This window comes from Pseudoalteromonas sp. MelDa3, assembly GCF_002863625.1.
Lineage (GTDB): Bacteria > Pseudomonadota > Gammaproteobacteria > Enterobacterales > Alteromonadaceae > Pseudoalteromonas > Pseudoalteromonas arctica.
Window position 1 is genome coordinate 1 of sequence record NZ_PJBR01000045.1, and the last position, 24118, is coordinate 24118.

The 24118-nt window shown below is 40.0% G+C and carries 23 protein-coding genes and 1 pseudogene; 15 read left to right on the forward strand and 9 right to left on the reverse strand.

Annotated elements, in window-relative coordinates; all coding sequences use genetic code 11:
- Together CXF89_RS10530 and cspD are read right to left on the reverse strand one after the other, a co-directional pair.
- On the reverse strand, positions 1–2126 hold a 2126-nt coding region (locus CXF89_RS10530; protein WP_121954551.1), incomplete at its 3' end, for an NADP-dependent isocitrate dehydrogenase.
- A 525-nt stretch (positions 2127–2651) separates the two neighbouring features.
- A complete protein-coding gene (gene cspD, locus CXF89_RS10535) occupies positions 2652–2870 on the reverse strand; it encodes a cold shock domain-containing protein CspD (RefSeq protein WP_002962500.1) in 219 nt (72 codons plus the stop codon).
- A gap of 209 nt (positions 2871–3079) precedes the next feature.
- Here cspD and clpS point away from each other — a divergent pair, with 209 nt between their 5' ends.
- Entirely contained in the window at positions 3080–3388 is a 309-nt protein-coding gene (gene clpS / locus CXF89_RS10540; RefSeq protein WP_007585109.1) for an ATP-dependent Clp protease adapter ClpS, read from the forward strand.
- Positions 3389–3482: 94 nt separating this feature from the next.
- Positions 3483–5744, forward strand: a complete 2262-nt coding sequence (gene clpA / locus CXF89_RS10545) for an ATP-dependent Clp protease ATP-binding subunit ClpA (RefSeq protein ID WP_007585108.1) — start codon at positions 3483–3485, stop codon at positions 5742–5744.
- A 213-nt stretch (positions 5745–5957) separates the two neighbouring features.
- On the opposite strand, the gene infA is transcribed toward clpA, so the two are convergent.
- From infA to trxB, 4 genes are all read right to left on the reverse strand, one after another.
- The gene (gene infA, locus CXF89_RS10550; protein WP_002962494.1) at positions 5958–6176 is read right to left on the reverse strand and encodes a translation initiation factor IF-1; all 219 of its coding nucleotides are present in this window, start codon (positions 6174–6176) and stop codon (positions 5958–5960) included.
- A gap of 90 nt (positions 6177–6266) precedes the next feature.
- Positions 6267–6971, reverse strand: a complete 705-nt coding sequence (locus CXF89_RS10555; protein ID WP_024607612.1) for an arginyltransferase — start codon at positions 6969–6971, stop codon at positions 6267–6269.
- Positions 6964–7680: a leucyl/phenylalanyl-tRNA--protein transferase gene (aat, locus tag CXF89_RS10560; protein WP_101217387.1), complete on the reverse strand. Its 717-nt coding sequence runs from the start codon at positions 7678–7680 to the stop codon at positions 6964–6966. Before aat ends, CXF89_RS10555 begins: the two co-directional genes overlap by 8 nt.
- A gap of 97 nt (positions 7681–7777) precedes the next feature.
- Entirely contained in the window at positions 7778–8728 is a 951-nt protein-coding gene (gene trxB / locus CXF89_RS10565; protein WP_008168643.1) for a thioredoxin-disulfide reductase, read from the reverse strand.
- A 287-nt stretch (positions 8729–9015) separates the two neighbouring features.
- Here trxB and pssA point away from each other — a divergent pair, with 287 nt between their 5' ends.
- Positions 9016–10341, forward strand: coding sequence for a CDP-diacylglycerol--serine O-phosphatidyltransferase (gene pssA / locus CXF89_RS10570; RefSeq protein WP_121954552.1), 1326 nt, complete (start codon positions 9016–9018; stop codon positions 10339–10341).
- A gap of 134 nt (positions 10342–10475) precedes the next feature.
- On the opposite strand, the gene ald is transcribed toward pssA, so the two are convergent.
- Positions 10476–11597, reverse strand: a complete 1122-nt coding sequence (ald, locus tag CXF89_RS10575) for an alanine dehydrogenase (RefSeq protein ID WP_010552621.1) — start codon at positions 11595–11597, stop codon at positions 10476–10478.
- Positions 11598–11739: 142 nt separating this feature from the next.
- Between ald and lrp the strand changes: the two genes are divergently transcribed.
- The 9 genes from lrp to CXF89_RS10620 all read left to right on the forward strand — a co-directional run bounded on the left by lrp (position 11740) and on the right by CXF89_RS10620 (position 20806).
- Complete coding sequence (gene lrp / locus CXF89_RS10580; RefSeq protein WP_007582985.1) at positions 11740–12219, forward strand: leucine-responsive transcriptional regulator Lrp; 480 nt, start codon at positions 11740–11742, stop codon at positions 12217–12219.
- Between the two features lie 173 nt (positions 12220–12392).
- A complete protein-coding gene (locus CXF89_RS10585; RefSeq protein WP_010552622.1) occupies positions 12393–14888 on the forward strand; it encodes a DNA translocase FtsK in 2496 nt (831 codons plus the stop codon).
- Entirely contained in the window at positions 14888–15514 is a 627-nt protein-coding gene (gene lolA / locus CXF89_RS10590; RefSeq protein ID WP_007582981.1) for an outer membrane lipoprotein periplasmic chaperone LolA, read from the forward strand. The genes CXF89_RS10585 and lolA overlap by 1 nt, the downstream gene beginning before the upstream one ends.
- Complete coding sequence (locus tag CXF89_RS10595; protein ID WP_121954553.1) at positions 15507–16850, forward strand: replication-associated recombination protein A; 1344 nt, start codon at positions 15507–15509, stop codon at positions 16848–16850. The genes lolA and CXF89_RS10595 overlap by 8 nt, the downstream gene beginning before the upstream one ends.
- A complete protein-coding gene (gene crcB / locus CXF89_RS10600; protein ID WP_024590323.1) occupies positions 16843–17223 on the forward strand; it encodes a fluoride efflux transporter CrcB in 381 nt (126 codons plus the stop codon). Before CXF89_RS10595 ends, crcB begins: the two co-directional genes overlap by 8 nt.
- A gap of 9 nt (positions 17224–17232) precedes the next feature.
- On the forward strand, positions 17233–18537 hold the full coding sequence (gene serS, locus CXF89_RS10605; RefSeq protein ID WP_002962971.1) for a serine--tRNA ligase: 1305 nt from the start codon (positions 17233–17235) through the stop codon (positions 18535–18537).
- 363 nt (positions 18538–18900) lie between these two features.
- Positions 18901–19371: a hypothetical protein gene (locus tag CXF89_RS10610; RefSeq protein WP_121954554.1), complete on the forward strand. Its 471-nt coding sequence runs from the start codon at positions 18901–18903 to the stop codon at positions 19369–19371.
- 125 nt (positions 19372–19496) lie between these two features.
- Positions 19497–19913, forward strand: coding sequence for a cytochrome c oxidase assembly factor Coa1 family protein (locus tag CXF89_RS10615; protein ID WP_121954555.1), 417 nt, complete (start codon positions 19497–19499; stop codon positions 19911–19913).
- A 368-nt stretch (positions 19914–20281) separates the two neighbouring features.
- Complete coding sequence (locus CXF89_RS10620) at positions 20282–20806, forward strand: hypothetical protein (protein WP_121954556.1); 525 nt, start codon at positions 20282–20284, stop codon at positions 20804–20806.
- A gap of 226 nt (positions 20807–21032) precedes the next feature.
- On the opposite strand, the pseudogene CXF89_RS21385 reads toward CXF89_RS10620, so the two are convergent.
- A pseudogene (locus tag CXF89_RS21385) lies at positions 21033–21182 on the reverse strand (PQQ-dependent sugar dehydrogenase); the annotation flags it as partial.
- 165 nt (positions 21183–21347) lie between these two features.
- Here CXF89_RS21385 and CXF89_RS10630 point away from each other — a divergent pair.
- Together CXF89_RS10630 and CXF89_RS10635 are read left to right on the forward strand one after the other, a co-directional pair.
- On the forward strand, positions 21348–21767 hold the full coding sequence (locus CXF89_RS10630; RefSeq protein ID WP_121954557.1) for a hypothetical protein: 420 nt from the start codon (positions 21348–21350) through the stop codon (positions 21765–21767).
- A gap of 117 nt (positions 21768–21884) precedes the next feature.
- Positions 21885–22316 carry a hypothetical protein gene (locus CXF89_RS10635; RefSeq protein WP_121954558.1) on the forward strand — a complete coding sequence of 144 codons (432 nt, stop codon included), beginning with the start codon at positions 21885–21887 and terminating at the stop codon, positions 22314–22316.
- Positions 22317–22514: 198 nt separating this feature from the next.
- On the opposite strand, the gene CXF89_RS10640 is transcribed toward CXF89_RS10635, so the two are convergent.
- The gene (locus tag CXF89_RS10640; RefSeq protein ID WP_121954559.1) at positions 22515–23705 is read right to left on the reverse strand and encodes a PQQ-dependent sugar dehydrogenase; all 1191 of its coding nucleotides are present in this window, start codon (positions 23703–23705) and stop codon (positions 22515–22517) included.
- Between CXF89_RS10640 and CXF89_RS10645 the strand changes: the two genes are divergently transcribed.
- Positions 23690–24118 (forward strand): hypothetical protein (locus CXF89_RS10645; RefSeq protein ID WP_121954560.1); only part of this gene is annotated, 429 nt, incomplete at its 3' end. The genes CXF89_RS10640 and CXF89_RS10645 overlap by 16 nt on opposite strands.

The following is a 24118-nucleotide window of genomic DNA, read 5'->3' on the forward strand; positions in this document are numbered from 1 at the left end:
ACTGCAGGGCCTTGCGCATCGTTAAGTTCACTTACGATTTGTTCTTTATTAGACTCAAGGTCGCTAGCAATTTGAGTAAACTGTGCTTTAAGTTCACTGTCATCATTTTGCTTAGCAAGTTCTTGTGCCCAGAATAAAGATAGGAAGAAATGAGAACCACGGTTATCAATTTCTTTCACTTTACGTGAAGGAGACTTGTTTTCTGCTAAGAAAGTACCAGTCGCTTTATCTAGTGTATCAGCAAGAACTTGTGCCTTGTTGTTACCCGTAGTTACGCTTAGGTGCTCAAGAGATGCAGCAAGTGCTAAAAATTCACCTAAAGAATCCCAACGTAAGTGGTTTTCTTTTTCGAATTGTTGAACATGCTTAGGTGCAGAACCACCCGCGCCAGTTTCAAATAATCCACCACCGTTCATAAGTGGAACAATTGAAAGCATTTTAGCACTCGTACCTAGCTCTAAAATTGGGAATAAATCTGTTAGGTAATCACGTAAAACGTTACCTGTTACAGAAATAGTGTCTTTACCTTCTTTAATACGCGCTAGTGAGAACAATGTTGCTTCAAGCGGTGCTAAAATTTGAATATCTAGGCCAGCTGTATCGTGATCTGGTAGGTATTTATTTACTTTTTTGATTAGCTCTGCATCATGTGCACGGTTTTCGTCTAACCAGAAAATAGCTGGAACGCCTGTTGCGCGTGCACGATTTACTGCAAGCTTAACCCAATCTTGGATTGGTGCGTCTTTAACCTGACACATGCGCCAAATATCGCCTTGCTCAACACTGTGCTCAAGTAATGTATTACCATTTGCATCAACAACACGGATAGAACCATCTGCTTTAGCTTCAAACGTTTTATCGTGTGAACCGTATTCTTCAGCTTTTTGAGCCATAAGGCCAACGTTAGGTACGCTACCCATAGTTGTTGGATCAAATGCGCCATTCACTTTACAAAAATCAATAGTTGCTTGGTAAATACCTGAGTAACAACGATCTGGAATTACAAAGCTAGTGTCTTGTAATTTACCATCGTTATTCCACATTTGACCGCTTGAACGGATTGCAGCAGGCATAGAAGCATCGATGATCACGTCACTTGGTACGTGTAGGTTTGTAATGCCGCGGTCAGAATCAACCATAGCAATAGCAGGGCGGCTAGCGTAAACAGCTTGAATGTCTGCTTCGATTTCTTCGCGCTTAGCATCGTCTAATGTTTGAATTTTAGAATATACATCGCCTAAACCATTATTTACATCAACACCTAGCTCTTCAAAAAGCTCACCGTGTTTAGCAAATACATCTTTGTAGAATACTTTTACAGCGTGACCAAAGATAATTGGATCAGATACTTTCATCATTGTCGCTTTCATGTGAAGCGAGAATAAAACACCTTTTTCTTTAGCAGCGTCAATTTCAGCAGCTAAGAAAGCTTGAAGCTTAGAAGCGCTGATGCTTGATGCATCAATAACTTCGCCAGCTAAAAGAGGCGTGCTTTGTTTAAGTACAGAAACGTCGCCGTTAGTTGCAACATGTTCAATACGTACATCAGTGGCTGTATCAACAGTTACTGACTTTTCTGAACCAAAGAAGTCGCCTTCGCTCATGCTTGCAACATAAGACTCTGAATCTTTGCTCCACGCACCCATTGAATGCGGGTTGTTACGTGCATATTCTTTTACAGAACCTGGTGCGCGACGATCAGAGTTACCTTCACGTAGTACTGGGTTTACTGCACTGCCTTTGATTTTGTCGTAAGCAGCTTGAATTGCTTTTTCTTCATCATTTTTAGGTTCAACAGGGTATTCTGGAAGAGCGTAACCTTTTGCTTGAAGCTCTTTAATTACAGCGCGAAGCTGTGGTACAGATGCACTGATGTTTGGTAATTTGATGATGTTTGCTTCTGGTGTTTTAGCAAGCTCGCCAAGTTCAGCAAGTGCATCACCAATGCGTTGTTCTTGTGTTAAATAATCAGGGAAGCTAGCAATTACACGACCTGCTAATGAGATATCGCGAGTTTCAACTTCAACACCGGCCGCATTTGTATATGCTTGGATGATCGGTAGCAACGAGTAAGTTGCTAGTGCCGGAGCTTCGTCCGTTTTTGTATAGATAATTTTTGATGTCATCATCATTCCTAGATAGTAGACCGAAAAGGTCTTATTCAACAATGCAAAGAAAATCATTACTAATGAGTGAGTACATATTATTAAACAAGTTAATGAATACATACGCTCGTAATGAATAGTTTGTTAGGTGTTGGTACTCAGCGTTGCTCTTTTATAAAAGCAGAATAGTCACACCTGACGAACTGGAATTGTATTTATAGCTAAAAAATTAACAAAAATAAATCAGCCTTTAGCCTAGTACATATAAAAGAGGCGACAAGTTGGATTAGTTGCTGCGTTAATACGCAATTTTTAGCACCAAGAGTGTAACAAGCTTAAATAAAAAGGGCTAGAGGTTGAGCATGCCCAATAAGCAGTTAAACAATCAACTCTTAGAACATTGGGGTATATAAAATAAATTCAAGGAAAAGGGTTGAATTTGAATGAAAAGAGGCAATAAATAGGGGAGAAGAGATAAGTTAGTATGCTTAAGGAATTAAGCGAGGATCTTAAAAGGTCACTCGCTTTAGTCGAACAAAACAATAGTCACTCAATAATGTCACCATCTGGGGCAATATTTTTAGCGTGTAGACCTTTAGGTCCTTGTTCTAATTCGAATGTTACATCTTGACCAGCTTTAAGCGTTTTATAACCGTCCATTACAATTGTTGAGTAATGAGCGAAAATATCATTCTCGCAGCCGTCTTCTACGATGAAACCAAAACCTTTAGCGTTGTTGAACCATTTAACTTTACCGCAAGCCATACTTCTACATCCTTCAATAAGTTGACTAATTTAGTTATTCTAAATTGTATTATTTGCTAGACTGACTAAGGTTTAATCAATCTACGTTTGACTGTAGTTTATTTAGCCAACCAGTCAAGTGTTTTGAGTTATTTTTTTAACATTTTATTTATTTTTTATTCAAGTTTGCTTGAGTTACAAAGACAAGACTATATTTAATTATGAGTGGTATGAAAGATTCAGGTGTTATCGATACAGTTCGCGACAGCGAAAAGCAAAAGCTACAGCCGCCGCGAAAATATAAAGTTGTTTTAAATAACGACGATTACACGCCGATGGACTTTGTAATAGAAGTTTTAACGACGTTTTTTAATATGGATAGCGATAGAGCAACCGACGTGATGCTTCAGGTTCATGAAAAAGGTAAGGGTATATGTGGTGTTTACAGCGCCGACGTAGCCCACACCAAAGCTGAACAAGTTAACCGCTACGCGCGTGATAACGAGCATCCACTGCTTTGTAGTTGTGAGCAGGAATAAATACCAATTTAATACAATTGGTATAAATACCAATTAGGGTGATCAAACATCCGATTGTTGTGGTATAAATTATTATCTCAGTAAGGGGTTGCCAATGCTAAACAAAGACTTAGAACTCACATTAAATGCCGCGTTTCGTGAAGCGCGCACTCGCCGTCATGAGTTTATGACCGTAGAGCACCTTTTACTTGCGCTGTTAGATAATCCTTCTGCAGGAGAAGCCCTAAACGCGTGTGGTGTTAATATTTCTGGTTTAAAAACCGAATTATTAGAATTTATTGACGAAACAACACCCGTCATTCCAGATTTAGAAGAAGAGCGTGAAACTCAGCCAACACTTGGCTTTCAACGTGTATTACAACGCGCTGTGTTCCATGTGCAATCGTCAGGTAAAAATGAAGTCACTGGCGTGAATGTGCTAGTTGCTATTTTTTCTGAGCAAGAAAGCCAAGCTGTATATTTACTTAAAAAGCATGATGTATCGCGTTTAGACATCGTTAACTTTATTTCGCATGGTATTTCTAAAGCAGATGATGAATTAGGCAACGACAGCGACGATATTCATGATGAAGTGCAAGAAGTTCAAAATGAAGAAGCAAGCAAGCTAGACAGCTTTACAACTAACTTAAACGTTCAAGCTCGTGAAGGTAACATTGATCCACTGATCGGACGCGACAGCGAAGTAGAGCGCACGGTACAAGTATTGTGTCGTCGTAAAAAGAATAACCCATTACTTGTTGGTGAAGCGGGCGTTGGTAAAACAGCAATTGCTGAAGGCTTAGCGTATCGCATTGTTAATAAGCAAGTACCAGAAGTAATTGCAGATGCTGTTGTGTACTCGCTAGATATGGGTGCATTGCTTGCGGGTACTAAATACCGTGGCGACTTTGAAAAGCGCTTTAAAAGCTTACTAAAAGAGCTGCAAGCTGAGCCAGGCTCTATTTTATTTATTGATGAAATACATACCATAATCGGTGCCGGCGCGGCGTCTGGTGGTGTTATGGACGCATCAAACTTGCTTAAACCACTCCTTTCAAGTGGTAAGCTACGTTGTATGGGTTCAACAACTTACAACGAGTATAAAAATATTTTTGAGAAAGACCGTGCATTAGTACGTCGCTTTCAAAAAATTGATGTACTTGAGCCGAGTGTTGCCGATACCACTAAAATATTAAACGGCTTAAAAGAGCGTTACGAAGAGCATCATGGCATTCGTTACACTCAAAAAGCACTAAAAGCAGCTGCAGAACTCAGTGCTAAATACATTAATGAGCGCCACTTGCCAGATAAAGCCATTGATGTAATTGATGAAGCCGGTGCAAGCCAGCGTCTGCAACCTAGCTCTAAACGTAAAAAAACCATTGGCGTGGCAGATATAGAACTAATTATATCTAAAATGGCACGTATCCCAGCGCAAAGCGTCTCGTCGACAGATAAAGAAACGCTTAAAAACTTAGACCGTAACCTTAAAATGCTCGTGTTTGGGCAAGATCAATCTATTGATGCGCTTACATCAGCTATTCGCTTATCTCGCTCTGGTTTATCGAGCGAAGAAAAACCAGTAGGTTCGTTCTTGTTTGCAGGGCCTACCGGTGTGGGTAAAACAGAAGTAACTAAGCAACTTGCTAAATGTATGGGTGTTGAGTTTATTCGTTTTGATATGTCGGAATATGTAGAGCGCCATGCAATAAGTCGACTAATTGGTGCTCCACCAGGGTATGTTGGTTTTGAGCAAGGTGGTTTATTAACAGAAGCGGTTATTAAAAACCCACATGCTGTTGTACTTTTAGATGAGATTGAAAAAGCGCATCCAGACATTTACAACATTTTGCTACAGGTTATGGATCACGGTACGCTAACCGATAATAACGGCCGTAAAGCTGACTTTAGAAATGTAGTGGTTGTAATGACTACCAATGCGGGCGTTCAAGAAACTACGCGTAAGTCGATTGGTTTTACAGAGCAAGATCATACGCACGATGCAATGGGTGCAATTAACAAAGTATTTTCACCAGAATTTAGAAACCGTTTAGATAACATCATTTGGTTTAATCACCTTGAACGTGAAGTTATTTTACTGGTGGTTGATAAGTTTATTGTGGAACTGCAAGCGCAGCTTGATAAAAAATCAGTTAACCTTGAGCTTACGTCTAAAGCACGTGAGTGGTTGGCAGATAAAGGCTACGATAAAGCAATGGGTGCACGTCCAATGGCACGTGTTATTCAAGAAGAGCTTAAAAAGCAATTAGCTAACGAAATACTGTTTGGTGAACTTGTTGATGGCGGTACGGTTAAAGTATCGGTTAAAGACAAGAAGATTCGCTTTGATTACGAGAGTAATTTAACACCAGCGTAAAACGTTAATTAAATAATTTAGTTAAATAAAATGGCCCGCTACATAATAGCGGGCCATTTTTTTGCCCTTTTTATAGGCAACAAAAAACCCAGCAAAAACTGGGCTTTTTGTTTATTAAATGTAATTGCTAGTCAATGTCTATCAATTACATTTAATAAACGCTTAAAGCTAGTAAAACACTAGCCAAAAACTAAATCTCGTTTACGCACTTACTTAGCGAGCACGGAATACGATACGACCCTTTGATAAATCGTAAGGAGTCATTTCTACCGTTACTTTATCGCCGGTTAAAATACGGATATAGTTTTTGCGCATTTTGCCTGAAATATGAGCCACAACTACGTGACCATTTTCTAGCTCAACTCGGAACATTGTATTTGGTAAAGTATCAAGGACTGTCCCTTGCATTTCGATTACGTCTTCTTTCGCCATGTTTAGCGTAACACCTCTTTAATAGTTAAACGCTGCAGATTTTGCCCAAAATACTCCAATAAGTAAAGGCGCAGGGGCTATATTTGCAAATTAAATAGCCACCCACTCATCATTGAGCTGTTTTTGAGCAGGTAAAAACTGAGTTTTGTACTTCATTTTGTCGCATTCATCAATTTGATAGCCTAAGTACACGTATTGCTTATTTTGCTCTTTTGCAAACTTTAGCTGCTCTAATATCATCACAGAGCCTAAACTATAGTGTTCAAAGTCGGGGTCAAAAAAGGTATAAATTGCAGAAATAGCGCTATTCATACAATCAGTTACGGCAACCGCGACTAAAGTATCTTGGTGCCACAGTTCAATAAATGTGATCTTGAGCCAACTGCAAAGCAAAAAACTTTGAAACTGTTCTTTTTCAGGAGGATACATACTTCCATCCTGATGACGCATCGTTATGTACTTGCTATAAAGCGGATAGTACTCAGGTCGCTCTTGCGTTGAATATTTCACTTCAAACTGGCTTTTTGCTTTGTTTAGTTTACGTTTTTGCGATTTTGAGGGCATAAAGTCTTGTGCTAATACACGTACAGAACTACATGCGCTGCATATTGGGCAGTGTGGACGGTATATTTGGTTACCACTGCGACGAAATCCCAAGCCTAATAACGACTCAAATTTGTCGGTACTGTAGCAACTGGGATCAAGAATAACTAAAAGTTGCTCTTGTCTGTTGGGTAAATAACTACAGTCAAACTCTTGGGTTAAACCAACACGTGCAGGAAGTTGCTCATTCATAGATTGCGTCAAGTTCTTGTGGCTCCCACATAATAGGGTTAACAGTATAGTTATGTGCAGCTTTTAGTTTAGTCAAAAATGTGGAACGGGGGATTACTTTTGCACCTAGGGTCATTAAATAAGGGTTTTCTAACTGGCAGTCAATAAAATGTGCATTATGCCGTTTAAGCCAATTTACCAGTGCCCACATAGCAAGCTTAGAGCAATTGGTTTGATGATGAAACATCGACTCGCCACAAAATACACCATTTTGCATAATGCCGTATAAGCCACCTGCAAGCTCTCCGTTACTCCACACTTCTAAACTATGTGCAATGCCAGCATTGTGTGCATTAACGTAAGCGTCGAGCATGTCAGAGGTGATCCAGGTGCCATCGGTATCAAGGCGTTGATCGCGACAGGCTTCTATCACCTCTTCAAAGGCATTATTAATGGTTACTCTTACAGGGTGCTTTTTTAAATGCTTACGCAGGCTCTTACTTATATGAAAATCATCCAGTTCAAAAATGCCTCGCTCGCTGGGAGACCACCACATTATAGGCTCATCTTCACTAAACCAAGGGAATACTCCGCTTTTGTAGGCATTACTTAGGCGAGGTAAACTCAAATCTCCGCCAATTGCTAACAAGCCATCAGGGGATTCTAATGCGTATTCCGGATTGGGGAATGCTATATCGTTTTCGCTTAATTGGTATAGCTGATTTCTCATACAGTACTTATTTTATAATTTATCGTAAAAGTGTAACTATATTTTAGGCATAAAAAAAGGGCTGAATAATCAGCCCTATAATAATTTATTTAATTGCTTATAAATTATCTAAGAAACGCTCTGCATCAAGGGCAGCCATGCAGCCTGTACCCGCAGATGTGATTGCTTGACGGTAAATGTGGTCTGACACATCACCTGCAGCAAAAACGCCTTCTACGCTTGTTTGAGTCGCGTTACCGTGAAGACCAGACTCTACAACTAAGTAGCCATCTTTCATTTCTAGTTGACCAACAAACATATCAGTATTTGGCTTGTGGCCAATAGCAATAAATACGCCTGCTAAATCTAGCTCTTCAGTTGCATCAGAGTGTGCATCTTTAATACGAACGCCGGTTACGCCCATTTGGTCGCCTAATACTTCGTCAAGCGTGCGGTTGTAATGCATTACAACGTTACCGTTTGCTGCTTTTTCAGCAAGGCGGTCAGCAAGTATTTTTTCACTGCGGAAACTATCACGACGATGAATAACATGTACTTCGTCAGCAATGTTAGATAAGTAAAGCGCTTCTTCAACCGCTGTATTACCACCACCAACAACCGCCACTTTTTGACCTTTATAGAAAAAGCCGTCACACGTAGCACATGCCGAAACACCACGGCCTTGGAAATTAGTTTCAGACTCTAGGCCCAAGTATTTAGCAGACGCACCCGTTGCAATGATTAATGCATCACATGTGTAAGTACCTTGGTCGCCAGTTAGTGTGAAAGGGCGCTTAGATACATCTACTTTATTGATGTGATCGAATATGATTTCAGTTTCAAAGCGCTCAGCGTGCTCTTTCATACGATCCATTAACGCAGGACCTGTTAAACCGTGTGCATCACCAGGCCAGTTTTCAACTTCAGTTGTGGTTGTTAATTGGCCACCTTGTTGAATGCCTGTAATTAAAACAGGGTTTAAATTTGCACGTGCTGCATATACTGCGGCAGTATAACCAGCTGGGCCAGAGCCTAAAATTAGTAGCTTACAATGTTTTGCTTCAGTCATTATTTCTTCCTAAACGTTTAATACGGTCTTTAATGCGCTCGATTCTAAGAAAAACAAGGCAGATGTAAACAAAATCCGCGATTATTTTTTTTCTTAAATCGAAAAGCTGTGCAGTATTGTGTACTAGAGTTATGTGCTTTTACAGTTAAAATGCCTAAGTAGCTCAATAAATAGACTAACAGGCAACAAAACAGCGTTATTTCATGACCCCTTTGATTTTTTTTGTTATGTTTTACCTAATTTTATTTGTCACTGATAGATTATGTGACCTAAGCAAATAGGCAACTATGTTATTTTGGCAGGAAAAACCCGCATTCGGGTTGACTTCAAAAGACGTTAACGTCTTAACCAATGCGCAAGATTACCGAACGCAATTGCTACGCTTGATAGCGAACGCAAAAAAACGAATTTATATTACTGCGTTGTATTTACAAGATGACGAAGCAGGTCGCGAAATTTTAGAAGCGCTGCATCGTGTGTCATTGGCAAACCCGGCACTTGAGGTAAAAGTGCTGGTGGATTTTCATCGTGCGCAACGTGGATTAATTGGCGCTGATAAATCAGACGGTAACGCAAGTTTATACTGTGACGATTTAGAAAAGTTTAAATCGAACGTACAAGTTTATGGCGTACCTGTAAAAGCTAAAGAATTATTTGGAGTATTGCATTTAAAAGGTTTTGTAATTGACGACACCTTACTTTACAGCGGCGCAAGCTTAAATAACGTGTACTTGCAATACAACGAGCGCTACAGGCTCGATCGTTACTTTTTGATAACGCAGAGCGAACTGTGTGACTCAGTAGTTGATTTTATTGAGACAAAGCTACTTTCATCAGTCGCTGTGCCACGTATAGACACGCGACCGCTTAAGCGTTTGCACGACTTTAAGCTTGATCAAAAGCAGTTAATGCGCGATTTAAAAGTCGCAAGTTATAACGCAGCAGAGCAGCTAAATACGCAAGCATTAGGTATTCGCTTATTTTTAGGGCTTGGGCGTCGCAATAACGAGTTAAATCGTTTAATAAAAGCGTTATTTGATACAACAGAGCAAGAACTTGTGTTGTATACGCCATACTTTAATTTTCCGGCACCGCTTATGCGATCACTGCGCCGATTATTAAAGCAGGGCAAGCAAGTAACTATTGTTGTAGGCGATAAAACAGCAAATGACTTTTATTTACCGCCAAGCGAGCCGTTTAGTAAAATAGGGGCATTACCTTATTTATACGAAACTATTTTGCATAAATTTGTAAAAACGCAAAAGCGCCATATTGATAACGGTAATTTAAATGTGTATCTGTGGAAAGATGGAAGTAATTCGTTTCATTTAAAAGGTATTTGTTCAGATAGAACAAAGCATTTACTGAGCGGGCATAACTTAAATCCGCGTGCATGGGGTCTTGATATCGAAAACGGTATTTTAATAGAAGATCCAGAGCAAACAATTATGGATGCTATTGATAACGAAAAGCAGGAAATTTTACAACACTGCCGACGTTTAACAGGCCCAGATGATTTAGAAACGATGGATGATTACCCACAGCCAGTTAAAAAACTACTTGGCCAAGCTAAGCGCGTAAAAGTAGATTTTATAATTAAGCGTTTTATCTAAACCAGTTTATCTAAAGTAAGTTTATATAAATCTGAAATTTAAATACAAAAAAAGCAGCTAATTAGCTGCTTTTTTTATGGGTTGTAGTTAGGTAGCTACATTACTTAATACCAACCTAACTACAAAACGCTAAATTATGCGTTTTCTACCGCTGTGCGTGGGTCAACATATTCCATGTTGAACGCTTCTGCTACTTCTTTGTAAGTTACTTGGCCTTTAATTACGTTTAAGCCTTTTAAGAAGTGAGCGTCATCTAGTAACGCCTTTTTATAACCTTTGTTTGCAAGGTTAATGATGAAAGGCAATGTTGCATTGTTAAGTGCGAACGTAGATGTGCGTGGAACAGCACCAGGCATGTTAGCAACACAGTAGTGAACAACTTCATCAACGATGAAAGTAGGATCAGCATGCGTTGTTGCTTTTGAAGTAGCAATACAGCCACCTTGGTCGATTGCAACGTCAACAATTGCAGAACCAGGTTTCATTGCTTTAATGTGCTCAGCAGTTACTAGTTTAGGTGCAGCTGCACCTGGGATTAGTACGCCACCAATTACTAAATCAGCTTCTAGTACGTGTTTTTCTAGTGCATCAGCAGTTGAGTAAATAGCTTTTACTTTATTACCAAATTGCGCGTCTAGTGCACGTAATACGTCGATGTTACGGTCAAGAACGACAACTTCAGCACCAAGGCCAACAGCCATTTGCGCTGCACTACGACCAACCATGCCGCCGCCAATGATAACAACTTTAGCCGCTTCAACGCCTGGTACGCCACCTAGTAGCATGCCACGACCGTGGTTAGATTTTTCTAGCGCTTGTGCACCAGCTTGAATAGACATACGACCAGCAACTTCGCTCATAGGAGCAAGAAGCGGTAAACCACCGCGAGAGTCAGTTACAGTTTCGTATGCAATACAAATAGCTTTGCTTTTTACAAGGTCTTCAGTTTGTGGAAGATCAGGTGCAAGGTGTAAGTAAGTGAAAAGAATTTGGTCTTCACGTAACATTGCACGTTCAACAGCTTGTGGCTCTTTTACTTTTACAATCATGTCAGCTTTAGCGAAAACGTCAGCAGCAGTTGCTAAAATCTCAGCACCCGCTAGCGTGTAATCTTCGTTAGTAAAACCAATACCCATACCTGCATCAGTTTCTACAATCACTTGATGACCGTGGTTTACTAATTCACGAACACTCGCAGGAACCATACCTACACGGTATTCATGGTTTTTAATTTCTTTAGGGACACCAATAATCATATCATTTGCCTTATTAAGAACGGATTAACATTTTTCACTATTATATTCATCATAAGCCCGTGTGTCTCACCTTTTTTAAAGTCAAATCTAGTGTTATCATCTATATAACAAAAATAAACAGCATAAAAAACTAGTTGGCACTATGCATCAGTTATTAGATAGAATTGACCGTAAAATTTTAATGGAATTACAGCACGATGGACGCCTTTCAAATGTTGAACTGGCCAGACGAGTTGGCCTAAGCGCCACGCCCTGTCTGGAGCGAGTGAAAAAGCTAGAACGAGAAGGCTACATACTTGGCTATAAAGCAGTGGTCGATCCAGCTAAGCTTGGGCAAGGTTTATCGGTGTATGTAGAAGTAACAATTACTAAAACATCTCCCGACGTATTTGATGAGTTTAGTGCGGCCGTTAAAAAGCACGAAGAAATTATCGAATGTCATTTAGTATCGGGTAATTTTGATTTTTTACTTAAAACGCGCGTAAATGATATGTCAGAATACCGTGGTGTATTAGGTGACATATTATTAAAGTTGCCTAACGTTAGTGAAAGCCGAACTTATGTAGTAATGGAAGAAGTAAAAGGTGAAGAAGGCGTAATTATTCGTCCTTATATTACTTAAGGTTATTTATATTAGCTGCGTCATTTGCTTATATAAGCTCAAATTATAAAAACTTGTTCATAATCAGGCCATCAAGGTTAAGATAAAGTGCAACAAATTGCATTTCCTGCTAAGGTATTTCACTGCTAAGTAAGTGTGAATAAAAATAGAATAATAAAGAGGAATAGGGAACTATGCGCCTAAACGGTGTGCAAAGACTATTAGAAACAGGGCTGATTATCAGCACCTTTACGGCAATATTTATTTTATGTGCCTTGATCAGCTTTGATCCAGCAGATGCTGCATGGTCGCAAACTAGTTTTAGCGAAGTAAGCAACATCACAGGAGCAGCCGGTGCATGGATAGCCGACATTTTATTACTCACCTTTGGTTGGTTGGCTTACTTAGTGCCAGCGGCCATTCAGCTATTTGGCTACTTGCTATTTAAACAACCTCACCGCATTTTACAGCTTGATTACACCACCTTAGCGCTGCGTGTTATTGGTTTTGCTTTATTTATTACCTCAGCTACCGCTATTAGCAGTATCAATTTTGACGATATTTATAACTTTTCCTCTGGTGGGGTAGTGGGCGATGTTATTGCATCAGCCATGATGCCTGCGTTTAACTTTACCGGTACATCTATATTATTGCTGTGTTTCTTTTTTGCCGGGCTTACCTTATTAACGGGTGTATCGTGGGTTGATTTTGTAGATTACCTTGGCGATTTAATGGTTAGGTTTTACCGCTTTATTGTATCGTACGCAAAAGGTTGGATGCACCGAGAACACGCTGCGGGCAAAGCAAATAATCACGATGAAGTAGACGCCCATTTTGAAGACGATATAAAAGAGCAAATAGAGCTGCCTACATCAGCTAAAAAAGCAGATAAACAAAAAGCAATTAATAAACCGCAAACGCCGTTTAATGAGCCTCAAATTAGTGACGAGTTTATGCCGTTTGACGAGCTTGACGACATACTCGATCAAGAAATTGGCTTTAGCGCCATAGACGACGAACCAATGGACACGGCCGCTGCATTAAACGCGCTTGACCAAAGCCCAGTTGTAGAGCCAGAAAAACCAGTTACAACAGTGGTATCGCCAGCAAGACCAATGCCTAAATCAAAAGCGCAATATCAACCACCGCCAACGGCTAAAGAGAAGTTTGAGCAATTATTAACGCAAGAACCACCACCGGGGCCATTACCGTCGCTTGATTTACTCGACAGACCGGACAAAGCTAAAAACCCAATTTCGCAAGAAGAGCTCGATACAGTATCGCGCCTAGTAGAGACAAAACTACTCGACTTTAACGTACAAGCTAAAGTTGTAGCGGTATACCCAGGCCCTGTTGTTACACGCTTTGAGCTAGATTTAGCGCCAGGTATTAAAGTGTCTAAAATTACAGGTTTAGCAAAAGATTTAGCCCGTTCGCTATCGGCAATTAGTGTGCGTGTTGTAGAAGTTATACCGGGTAAAACATATGTTGGTATTGAGCTTCCTAATAAACATCGCGAAATAGTACGTTTGTCAGAAGTAATAAACGCACCTAAATTCGAGCAAAATCCATCGCCACTTACCATGGTGCTAGGTAAAGACATTGCCGGTCAGCCGGTATGTGCTGATTTAGGTAAAATGCCACACTTACTGGTGGCCGGTACAACTGGTTCAGGTAAATCAGTGGGCGTTAATGTCATGATAGTAAGCTTGTTGTACAAATCGGGCCCTGACGATGTACGTATGATTATGATTGACCCTAAAATGCTTGAGCTATCAGTATACGAAGGCATTCCGCATTTATTGTGTGAAGTAGTCACCGACATGAAAGAAGCCGCTAACGCACTGCGTTGGTGTGTGGGCGAAATGGAACGTCGTTATAAATTAATGTCAGCATTGGGTGTGCGTAACTTAAAAGGTTACAACCAAAAAGTGCTTGAAGCCAATGAAGCGGGTTACCCGATTCTTGATCCATTATTTAAAGACACCGATGGCATGAAAGAAGGCCCGGAAGAACTTGGTAAGTTACCAAGTATTGTTGTAGTAATAGACGAATTTGCCGACATGATGATGATTGTTGGTAAAAAAGTAGAAGAGCTGATTGCCCGCATAGCCCAAAAAGCACGTGCGGCAGGTATCCATTTAATACTGGCAACGCAGCGCCCTTCGGTAGATGTAATAACAGGTTTAATTAAAGCAAATATACCAACGCGTATGGCGTTTCAGGTATCAAGTAAAATAGACTCGCGCACGATACTTGACCAGCAAGGCGCAGAAAACTTACTGGGTATGGGCGATATGCTTTATTTACCACCAGGCACTAGTGTACCAGAGCGTGTACATGGCGCGTTTGTAGACGACCATGAAGTACACGCCGTAGTAAACGATTGGAAAGCGCGTGCTAAGCCAAATTACGTTGATGAAATACTCAATGGTGATGCCAGTGAAGATATTTTATTGCCAGGTGAAGCAAGCGAAAATGCAGACGAAGAGAACGATCCGTTATACGACGAAGCCGTGTCGTTTGTAATTGAAACCGGCAAGGTATCGGTATCGTCAGTGCAACGTAAACTGCGTGTTGGCTATAACCGCGCAGCACGTTTAGTCGAACAAATGGAAACATCGGGTATCGTGAGTTCACCAGGTCATAACGGCGCTCGCGATGTATTAGTACCTAATGGAGCAAATTAATGAAAAAATTTAACGCCTTATTATTAGTGTTAGGCAGCGTACTTGCCGCACCAAGCTTTGCTGACGACAGCCAAGCATTACAAGACAGACTTGCCACTTTAAAAAGCTTTAAAGCGCAGTTTGCACAAAAAGTAACAGACAAAGAAGGCCAAGCTGTCATGCAAGGCGAGGGTACAATAGCGCTTCAACAGCCTATGATGATTCGCTGGCAGCAAACAAACCCAGACGATACATTATTTGTATCAAACGGCGATAAAACCTATTACTTCGACAGCTTTGCTGAGCAAGTAACAATTATGAAAACCAGCAGCCTAATCGACTCAACACCATTTGTGCTACTTACATCAAAAGACCCAGCACAGTGGGAAAAATACAGCGTACTTGCAACAAATACAGGCTTTAGCGTAACGCCAAATAAAGGCGTAGAAAGCCAAGTAGAACAACTTGATATAGCGTTTGCGGGTAACGAGCAAGGCCTTGCTAAACTAGTCGTTACCGACAACTCAGGGCAGCTATCGTCATTTACGTTTAACAATGCCCAAGTTAATACGCCGCTTGATAAAAGCACTTTTGAATTTACGCCTCCTGAAGGTGTTGAAATAGACGATCAGAGTAACGGTGAGTAATTTAGGATTTAATTTTGGGCCCGATGTACGCCCACTTGCCGCGCGTATGCGCCCCAAAACGCTTGACGAGTACATTGGTCAGCAACACTTATTAAGTGCTGATAAACCACTGCATCAAGCCATTGTCGCGGGGCGATGCCATAGTTTAATTTTATGGGGCCCGCCGGGTGTAGGTAAAACAACACTTGCGCAAATAATTGCCAACCATGCTGATGCCTCACTTATACAAATGTCGGCGGTAACCGCAGGCGTAAAAGATATACGTGACAGCGTAACGCAAGCGCGCGATAACCTAGAAAGCCGCGGCCAACGCACCCTTATGTTTGTTGACGAGGTTCATCGCTTTAATAAATCCCAACAAGATGCGTTTTTACCGCACATAGAAGACGGCACCTTTATATTTGTAGGTGCAACCACCGAAAACCCATCGTTTGCCCTTAACAACGCTATATTGTCGCGTGCACGTGTGTATGTTTTAAAATCGCTTGCCGATACCGACTTATACACCGTAATAGAGCGCGCACTTAAACAAGACGAGCAGCTAATCCAAAAACATATCACTATTGCCGACAACGCTAAAAAGGCACTGTGCCAAGCAAGTGGCGGCGATGCGCGTAAAGTACTTAATTTACTTGAACAAGCGGTTGATTTAACTACCGAGCAAAACGGTCAATACAACGTAGATGAGCACGTACTTAGCCAAGTGTTACCAACGCATTTAGCCAAATACGATAAAGGCGGCGATGAATTTTACGATTTAATATCAGCCTTTCATAAATCAGTACGTGGTAGCTCTCCCGATGGTGCACTGTATTGGTATTGCCGAATTTTAGCCGGTGGCGGCGACCCTTTGTATGTAGCAAGGCGTTTACTTGCCATTGCAACAGAAGACATTGGTAACGCCGATCCGCGTGCGATGGAAGTGGCCTTAAATGCATGGGATATATTTCAGCGAGTAGGCCCAGGCGAAGGTGAGCGTGCAATTGCACAAGCCACATTGTATTTAGCCAGCGCACCCAAAAGTAATGCAGTGTATATGGCGTTTAATCAAGCCAAAGCAGACGCTCAAAACGAGCCAAGTTACCCCGTACCAGAGCATTTACGTAATGCCCCAACTAATTTAATGAAAGACTTAGGGTATGGCGCTGAGTACCGTTATGCGCATAATGAAGAAGGTGCGTTTGCCGCAGGTGAAAAATATTTACCACCTGAAATGGATGGCAAAGAATATTACCTACCGAGCGAACGCGGACTTGAACAAAAAATCAAACAAAAACTCGATTACCTAAAAGAGCGCGATGCGCAAAGCCCACTTAAACGGTACGAAAATGATTAAACTTTATATGATGATCGCCCTTGGCGGAGCCTCAGGTGCGTGTTTACGGTTTTTTATTAGCGAAAGCATGCTAAAACTCCTCGGTAGGGGATTCCCTTTTGGCACGTTGACGGTTAATATTCTGGGTTCATTGTTAATGGGCATTTTGTACGGTTTGATAGATAAAGAAATTATCACCGCCAGCCCCGTCAAAACTCTTATCGGTATTGGCTTTTTAGGTGCATTAACCACCTTTTCAACATTCTCAATGGACTCGTTGTTGTTATTACAACAAGGTCACTTTATTAAAATGGCCCTCAATATCATCCTAAACGTGATGGTGTGTATTTTTATGGCTTGGCTGGGCCTTCAGCTAGTAATGCAAAAAGGTTAAAAAACTAACATGTTAGATTCTAAATTTTTACGTCAAGACATCGAACAAACTGCAGCACGTTTAGCGGCGCGCGGTTACGAACTCGATGTAGCGACGGTAACGGCACTTGAAGAAAAACGCAAAACATTACAAGTAAAAACGCAAGAACTTCAAAGTCAACGTAATGCAAGCGCAAAAGCAATTGGTCAAGCCAAAGCAAAAGGCGAAGACGCACAGCCACTACTTGATGCAGTGGCTAACTTAGGCAGTGAGCTAGACGCCGCTAAAACAGAGCAAGATGAAGTATTAGCCGCTATTAACGACATTGCTTTAGCAATTCCAAACTTGCCAGACGAGTCAGTACCGGCGGGTAAAGACGAGGACGACAACGTTGAAATTTTAACGTGGGGCACACCTAAAAAGTTTGATTTTGAAGTTAAAGATCACGTTGATGTAGGCCAAGACTTAAATGGCTTAGATTTTGAAATGGGCGTTAAAATTAGTGGCGCACGCTTTACAGTAATGCGCGGTCAAGTAGCGCGTATGCACCGTGCTTTAACGCAATTTATGCTAGATACGCACGCAGACAAAAACGGCTATACAGAAATGTATGTACCGTACTTAGTTAATAGCGCAAGCCTTTATGGCACAAGCCAATTACCTAAATTTGCGGGCGATTTATTCCACACATTAGGCCTTGTAAACGACGATGGCGAACAACAAGCCGGCTTTAGCTTAATTCCTACAGCTGAAGTACCGCTTACAAACAGCGCCCGCGACGAAATTTACGACGAAAGCGATTTACCCATTCGCTTAGTTGCCCACACTCCGTGTTTTAGAAGTGAAGCAGGCAGCTATGGTCGCGATACACGTGGCTTAATTCGTCAGCACCAGTTTGATAAAGTTGAACTTGTACAGCTTGTAAAACCAGAAGACTCAATGGCAACGCTTGAAGAGTTAACAGGTCACGCAGAGCAAATACTACAAGCGTTAGAACTTCCGTACCGTAAAGTAATTTTATGTATGGGCGACATGGGCTTTGGCTCAGCTAAAACATACGATTTAGAAGTATGGTTACCTGCGCAAGATACATACCGCGAAATTTCATCATGTTCAAACATGGCTGACTTTCAGGCGCGTAGAATGCAAGCACGTTTTCGCCGTGAAGGTGTTAAAAAGCCAGAGTTACTACATACACTAAATGGTTCAGGCTTAGCCGTTGGCCGTACACTAGTAGCCATACTAGAAAACTACCAACAAGCCGATGGCACAGTAGTAGTACCAGAAGTATTACGCCCATACATGGGTGGACTTGAAGTGATTGGTAAACAATAAAAATCAAGTTTAAGTTAAGCAAGCTTTAAGCTTGTAAATCTTAAGACGAAAGCCGCTGTTTGTAATAAACAGCGGTTTTTTTGTTTTAGGTTAAAGGCAAAAGCTTAGAGAAAAATTCAAGTTATCTTATTAATAACATCGCTTACACCTATTTTTATGGCTCATTACTTTTTTGTCCGATATTACTGATCTCTACCATTTTGGGGTATTTCTACATCAAGGAAACTTAAATATCGGCTAACTAGTTGTTTACAAGTCCTTATTAGCTGGTTAAATTAGAATCTTTGTAATATTTGGACATTTGTCGGTTTGTAAAGCGACAAATGTCGGATACAAAGTTGTTAGGCTAATCAAGGAGATTAGGTGTTAGATTTTATTTTTGGTATTAGTACTTCAATTGTTGCAACTGGGCTTATATTTTTAACACGAAATTTTTGGGTTTCTTCGTGGCATAAGTTGTATTCAAAAATATACCCTAAAATTGACGGTCGTTTTGCCATTACATTTGGGAATGTAGAAAACCAACTTCCTTGGTTTGAAAATGAACGTTCTGAATTTGAATTAAAGCAATACGGTAAAAATATAAATGGGTTTTATAAAGTTTATAGTGACAATAATTTAAAGTTATCTTTCAAAGTTTTTGGTTTCGTTACAGCCGATAAAATATTAGTTTTAAACTATGAGTCTAAAGACGCTAGTACAAAAGGTGCAGGATCTTTTGTTTTTACTATTACAGGAATAAGCAAAAATATTATAGGTGCGTCTACCTACGTTTGCAGCCAATGTGATGATGTTCATACATTTCCCTGTAAATTAGATAAAGTGGAAAATTAGCCTAACAAGAAGCTAAACCAGACGGCTAAAGCTGTCGTTTTTTTCGCGAAAGAGACGCAACAAAGTACGCCAGCACACCGCTGGTTAGCTTGGCGTTATGTCTCTTTAAACGATTAGGTATTAACATGCAATTTGAAATCAACTTTGACTGGTGGCGACGTAAGACTAAGTGGAACAAGCGCTTATCATCTGTGCTAGGTTTCTTTTTGTTACTCTTTTGTATATTGGCGTTTGGTGTCACAGCATTTATCAATGGCGATGGATACAAGTTAGCCGTAACTGAATTATCGACTAATGCCCAGGTGACAGAGCAATTTGGCGAAAGTCTCGAATATTCTTTCGGTTATTTTGATGGATTTTCCATATATTTGCGTGGTGGGTCGGGTGATGCAGATTTTGTAATTAAAGTGTCAGGAGCTGACAAATCTGGGTTGGGCTATGTTGCTATGACTAAAACAGCCGGTGTTTGGGAGATAGATAATTTGAATATATTAATAGAGGAGCAAGAGCCTTTGGTCTTGGTGGGCGGTAATAGCAATTAACAGTGACACCTATCCTAATTTTTGCACTTTGTGAAACGCCAGATTAGTTTACAATTGGAGTGGCTGTCCAGTTTAATGTTTTGCAATGACAACTGTATTATCTTGTTTATAATATAGAAAAATTGCAAAACACGATGCATTAAGAAGGGGAGGCCCTTTTAACCTAAATAAAAGCCACTCAACCACTCGTAATCACTTCTAAAACGCCAATTTAAACAACACCAAACACTTCTTTATATGCTGCGTAAAAATACAGTAATCGATTGAACCAAAATAGGAACTCAGCTATGGTTTGTTTATCAATAAAAACAAATTTAAAAACGAGTTAATCTACAGGCTCGTTAGCTTTACAGGAGTTGTAATCAACAATGAAGTTCAATCAGAAAGTAGTATTATGTATTTCGTTTCTTTTTTTAACGGCTTGTGCGAGTACCACCAAAAATATCAAAACGGATCAAAGTTTAGATACTAACCAAGGAATAGTTGTAACCAAAATTCATTCTAACTGGGATGGTTATAACAACCCTCTTTTAGCCGATTTAGAGTTCATATTCACCCAAACTGATCGGAAGAAAAAAGATTCAAAGTTTGTGCTTAGTAAAGCCGATGATTTAAAAGTAGTAGCATTGCCCGCCGGTGAATATAAGTGGTTTCGTATTCTTTTTGGTAATTACTATATGGACTTAAATGGCGGATTTACTATCAAGCCCAATGAAGTTACTTATATTGGTGACATATATTCTCAATTAGATCTTGGTATGTTTAGTATGTCAGGAGAATCTCGGATAGTTAATGAATCTGAACAAATTCAAAGCGACTTAAAAGCTCAGTTTCCTAAGCTTTTAGAACAACATAAATTTACGACTGAGTTGTCTACATTACAGCAAAAGTAAAGCCAACAAGATAATTGGACTCCCAACCTCTACACTGAAGTAGAAATTATTTTTCGGAGTTCAATTATAAATAAGTTAAGAGAAAAATTAGGATGACCCCATCCTAATTATTACGAAAAAAGCCAAAAAAACAGCATGAAGAGTGCATTATTATAAATAAAGTAAAAATAATGGGGTTAGGTCTTTCTTTTTGCCATTAGCTTTATTATTGATTATTTCATGCAGATTAATTTGCTATAACCAACATAAGCTTTGCCTCTTTACCGTCTGTTAATACCGCGACGTTACCGTTATCAGTTACAAACACATCTCTTAATCGTCCTGCGGTCTCTGGGAATATGTGAGACTGCGTAAACTCACCATTAGCCAGATTAATTTACAATTGGAGTGGCTGTCTAGTTTAATGCGAGCTTTGATATCACGCGTAAACATTCAACAATCGATTGTACCCAGATAAAAACCCGGCTATGGTTTGTTTATCAAGATAAATAAACCAGCTAATTTACAGGTTCGTTATGTCTCACGGAGGTTTTATCGCTCTATGAATGTTTTTCTAATAATTGCAGGTACATTAAGTGCTGTTGTAGCGACTTTGCATTTGGGTTGTATCTATTTTGGAGGTTCTTGGTATCGGTTCTTCGGTGCAGGAGAGCAAATGGCATTGCTTTCTGAGCAAGGAAGTATTAAACCAACTCTTATTACTAGTGTAATTGTTCTGATTCTATCAACTTGGTCATTGTATGCATTTTCAGCCGCAGGTGTTATTTTTAAACTTCCATCCATCCGACTAGCTCTTGTGGTAATAACTTTTATTTATTTAGCTCGTGGGATTACTGGATTCTTTCTAATAAATAACCCTATGGGGCGTTCGCCTGAGTTTTGGGTTTGGAGTTCTATTATTTGTTTATCTTTTGGTATTGTTCACTTTGTTGGTTTAAAACAACAATGGGCAAGCTTGTGAGTAAAGTGTAATCTAATAAAGAATCAAACAAGGGCTATTACAATTGGCTTTTGGTAAAGCATTATATTTATAGTTAACTACTTCTCACCAATAATTGACGGAACAAGGAATATTAAAATGGATAAAATGTCAGTTCACATAACCTCTAAACCTTTAGAAATTTACCCGCAAAAACAAATTTTAAAGGTGGTAGCTGATGAAGTAACCGAAAAAGCGACTGTGCACAAAGCAGCAGTTCAAAGTGACCAAGTGGATATATCCGAAGAAGGAAAAGAAAAAAGTCTGGAAGATCAAAATCGTGAAGCGTTACGTAAATTATCAGGCAATGAAGATGCAAGTCAGGCATCACAATCAGAAGGTGACCCTATTGATGAACAGATTGCTGAAATACAAGAAAAGATAGAAAAACTACTACAGGAAACTGCATTATTACGCAGTAAAGATGATGAAGAGTCGCAGGCTAAAGTGAAGGTGCTAGAAGCAGAAATTACCGGACTTAACACTCAACTTATTGAATTATTGAGACAGCAATTAGAATCGGGTAAATAACAAGCACAGTAAGTATATGCAAAGGCAATTGGAGACAAGAACGTTGTTAATAACATAATAAAGACGCTCACCTTAATCTTAAAAATAAAGGGGTTAAATCCTGATCTTACTGATCAAATTACTTAATTAACCAAAGTGGCTTATTTAAAGCAGCTATCATTCTCTAAAAGTGAAGCGCCTTTTAATCCCCTTAGTAAACTAATTCGCTTTAAACAACATCAGCTCTGCATCTTTCCCATCGGTTAATATTGCTACATTACCTTCAGTTGTTACAAACACATCTCTTAACCTGCCTACGGCCTTAGGAAGTACGTGAGACTGTGTAAATTCACCATTGGCCAGATTAACGCTGTAGAGCTTTTTATCAACGAGCGTGGTAATGAGCACATGTTGTTGTAATGAAGGAAAAGCTGCATGTTTAGAGCCGTAATACGCCATGCCTGATGGCGCTATTGATGGCGTCCAATTAACACTTGGTTTTTGCATGCCTTTATATTCGGTAAATGGTGAAATACGCGCTTGCGAGTAATCTTTGCCATAGGTGATTACCGGCCAGCCGTAATTAGTCCCAGCGGTTAAGTAGTTTAGCTCGTCACCGCCTGCAGGGCCGTGCTCGTGGCTAACAATTTGCTGCGTATCGTAATCATAAACTAAGCCTTGAGGGTTACGATGACCAAGTGAGTAAACAGCATGTGCATTTAGGTTTTTGTGATTAATAAATGGGTTATCTGTTGGTATGGTGCCATCTAGGTTTATACGTAATATTTTACCAAGTTGGCTGGTGATAACTTGTGCTTGCTCTCTAAAGTCAAAACCATCGCCCGTTGAAACTAATAACGTATTGTCGGGTAGGATAAGGGCGCGACCAGCGTAATGTTGTGGTGTGTTTTTATCAGTCGCTACTTTATAAATAACGTTAGGCTTTGAAAAGTCAGTGCCATTAAACGTGGCTTTGGCAACAACAAGCCTGTTTTCGCTTGCATCACCTTGGGCATAGGTAAAAATAACTTCTTTGGAGTCGTTATAATCTGGTGATAATACAATGTCGAGTAAACCACCTTGGCCTGCAACGTATAAACCTGTTAGGTTTAATTTTACTCTTGATTGCACGTTATTTTTAACTATAACTACATGACCATCACGCTCTGTTATTAACCATGTGCCGTTTGGTAGTTCAACCATGCTCCACGGAGACTGTAATTGCGTAGCCAGTGTTTGTGTACTGTATTGCTCCTTTGGTAGCGCAACATCTGCATTAACAGAAAACGAAAAAAGCGAAAGCAAAGTAAAAAAAGAGATACATTGTTTACGGGGCAAGCCTTTGCTAGCATGGCTTGCATAAGAGAAAAGCATTATTTTAAGTTGAGATAACCATGTCGTTTTTAACACGTATATTGCCTTCATTTTTAGTTTCTTGGTTACTTACATTCACACTTGCTAGCTTGTTTCATAGCCAATACGTTGTCAATCAATTAGTTAATGTAGGTGTAGTGGTGGGCTTTAGTGATCGTGCTAGTTTAACGCTTGATGATTGGTTAGGCCTATTACCTACCTACGGCGCTATTATTGCCGTAGCACTTGCCATCGCTTTTTTTGTTACCGCAAAGCTTAATAAAAAGGTTCAAAAATACAGTACTCAACTATTTGTTATCGCTGGCATTGTGACATTTGCTATTGTGTTAATTGCCATTGAATCAATTATGAATATTCATATTATAGCGGGCGCAAGAGGCTGGGGTTTTTATGCTCAACTGCTTGCAGGCGCGGTAGGTGGTTTTGCGTTTTCGCAATTAGTTAAGGCA

What these genes read in the sequence shown, in the direction of transcription:
- ald (WP_010552621.1), bottom strand. Translation starts at nt 11,597, where the DNA reads ATGATTATTGGTGTCCCTAAAGAAATTAAAAACCATGAATACCGTGTA.
- lrp (WP_007582985.1), top strand. Translation starts at nt 11,740, where the DNA reads ATGCATCAGTTATTAGATAGAATTGACCGTAAAATTTTAATGGAATTA.
- CXF89_RS10615 (WP_121954555.1), top strand. Translation starts at nt 19,497, where the DNA reads ATGCAATTTGAAATCAACTTTGACTGGTGGCGACGTAAGACTAAGTGG.
- lolA (WP_007582981.1), top strand. Translation starts at nt 14,888, where the DNA reads ATGAAAAAATTTAACGCCTTATTATTAGTGTTAGGCAGCGTACTTGCC.
- aat (WP_101217387.1), bottom strand. Translation starts at nt 7,680, where the DNA reads ATGAGAAATCAGCTATACCAATTAAGCGAAAACGATATAGCATTCCCC.
- clpA (WP_007585108.1), top strand. Translation starts at nt 3,483, where the DNA reads ATGCTAAACAAAGACTTAGAACTCACATTAAATGCCGCGTTTCGTGAA.
- crcB (WP_024590323.1), top strand. Translation starts at nt 16,843, where the DNA reads ATGATTAAACTTTATATGATGATCGCCCTTGGCGGAGCCTCAGGTGCG.
- infA (WP_002962494.1), bottom strand. Translation starts at nt 6,176, where the DNA reads ATGGCGAAAGAAGACGTAATCGAAATGCAAGGGACAGTCCTTGATACT.
- cspD (WP_002962500.1), bottom strand. Translation starts at nt 2,870, where the DNA reads ATGGCTTGCGGTAAAGTTAAATGGTTCAACAACGCTAAAGGTTTTGGT.
- CXF89_RS10630 (WP_121954557.1), top strand. Translation starts at nt 21,348, where the DNA reads ATGAATGTTTTTCTAATAATTGCAGGTACATTAAGTGCTGTTGTAGCG.
- CXF89_RS10620 (WP_121954556.1), top strand. Translation starts at nt 20,282, where the DNA reads ATGAAGTTCAATCAGAAAGTAGTATTATGTATTTCGTTTCTTTTTTTA.
- trxB (WP_008168643.1), bottom strand. Translation starts at nt 8,728, where the DNA reads ATGACTGAAGCAAAACATTGTAAGCTACTAATTTTAGGCTCTGGCCCA.
- clpS (WP_007585109.1), top strand. Translation starts at nt 3,080, where the DNA reads ATGAAAGATTCAGGTGTTATCGATACAGTTCGCGACAGCGAAAAGCAA.
- CXF89_RS10585 (WP_010552622.1), top strand. Translation starts at nt 12,393, where the DNA reads ATGCGCCTAAACGGTGTGCAAAGACTATTAGAAACAGGGCTGATTATC.
- serS (WP_002962971.1), top strand. Translation starts at nt 17,233, where the DNA reads ATGTTAGATTCTAAATTTTTACGTCAAGACATCGAACAAACTGCAGCA.
- CXF89_RS10555 (WP_024607612.1), bottom strand. Translation starts at nt 6,971, where the DNA reads ATGAATGAGCAACTTCCTGCACGTGTTGGTTTAACCCAAGAGTTTGAC.
- pssA (WP_121954552.1), top strand. Translation starts at nt 9,016, where the DNA reads ATGTTATTTTGGCAGGAAAAACCCGCATTCGGGTTGACTTCAAAAGAC.
- CXF89_RS10635 (WP_121954558.1), top strand. Translation starts at nt 21,885, where the DNA reads ATGGATAAAATGTCAGTTCACATAACCTCTAAACCTTTAGAAATTTAC.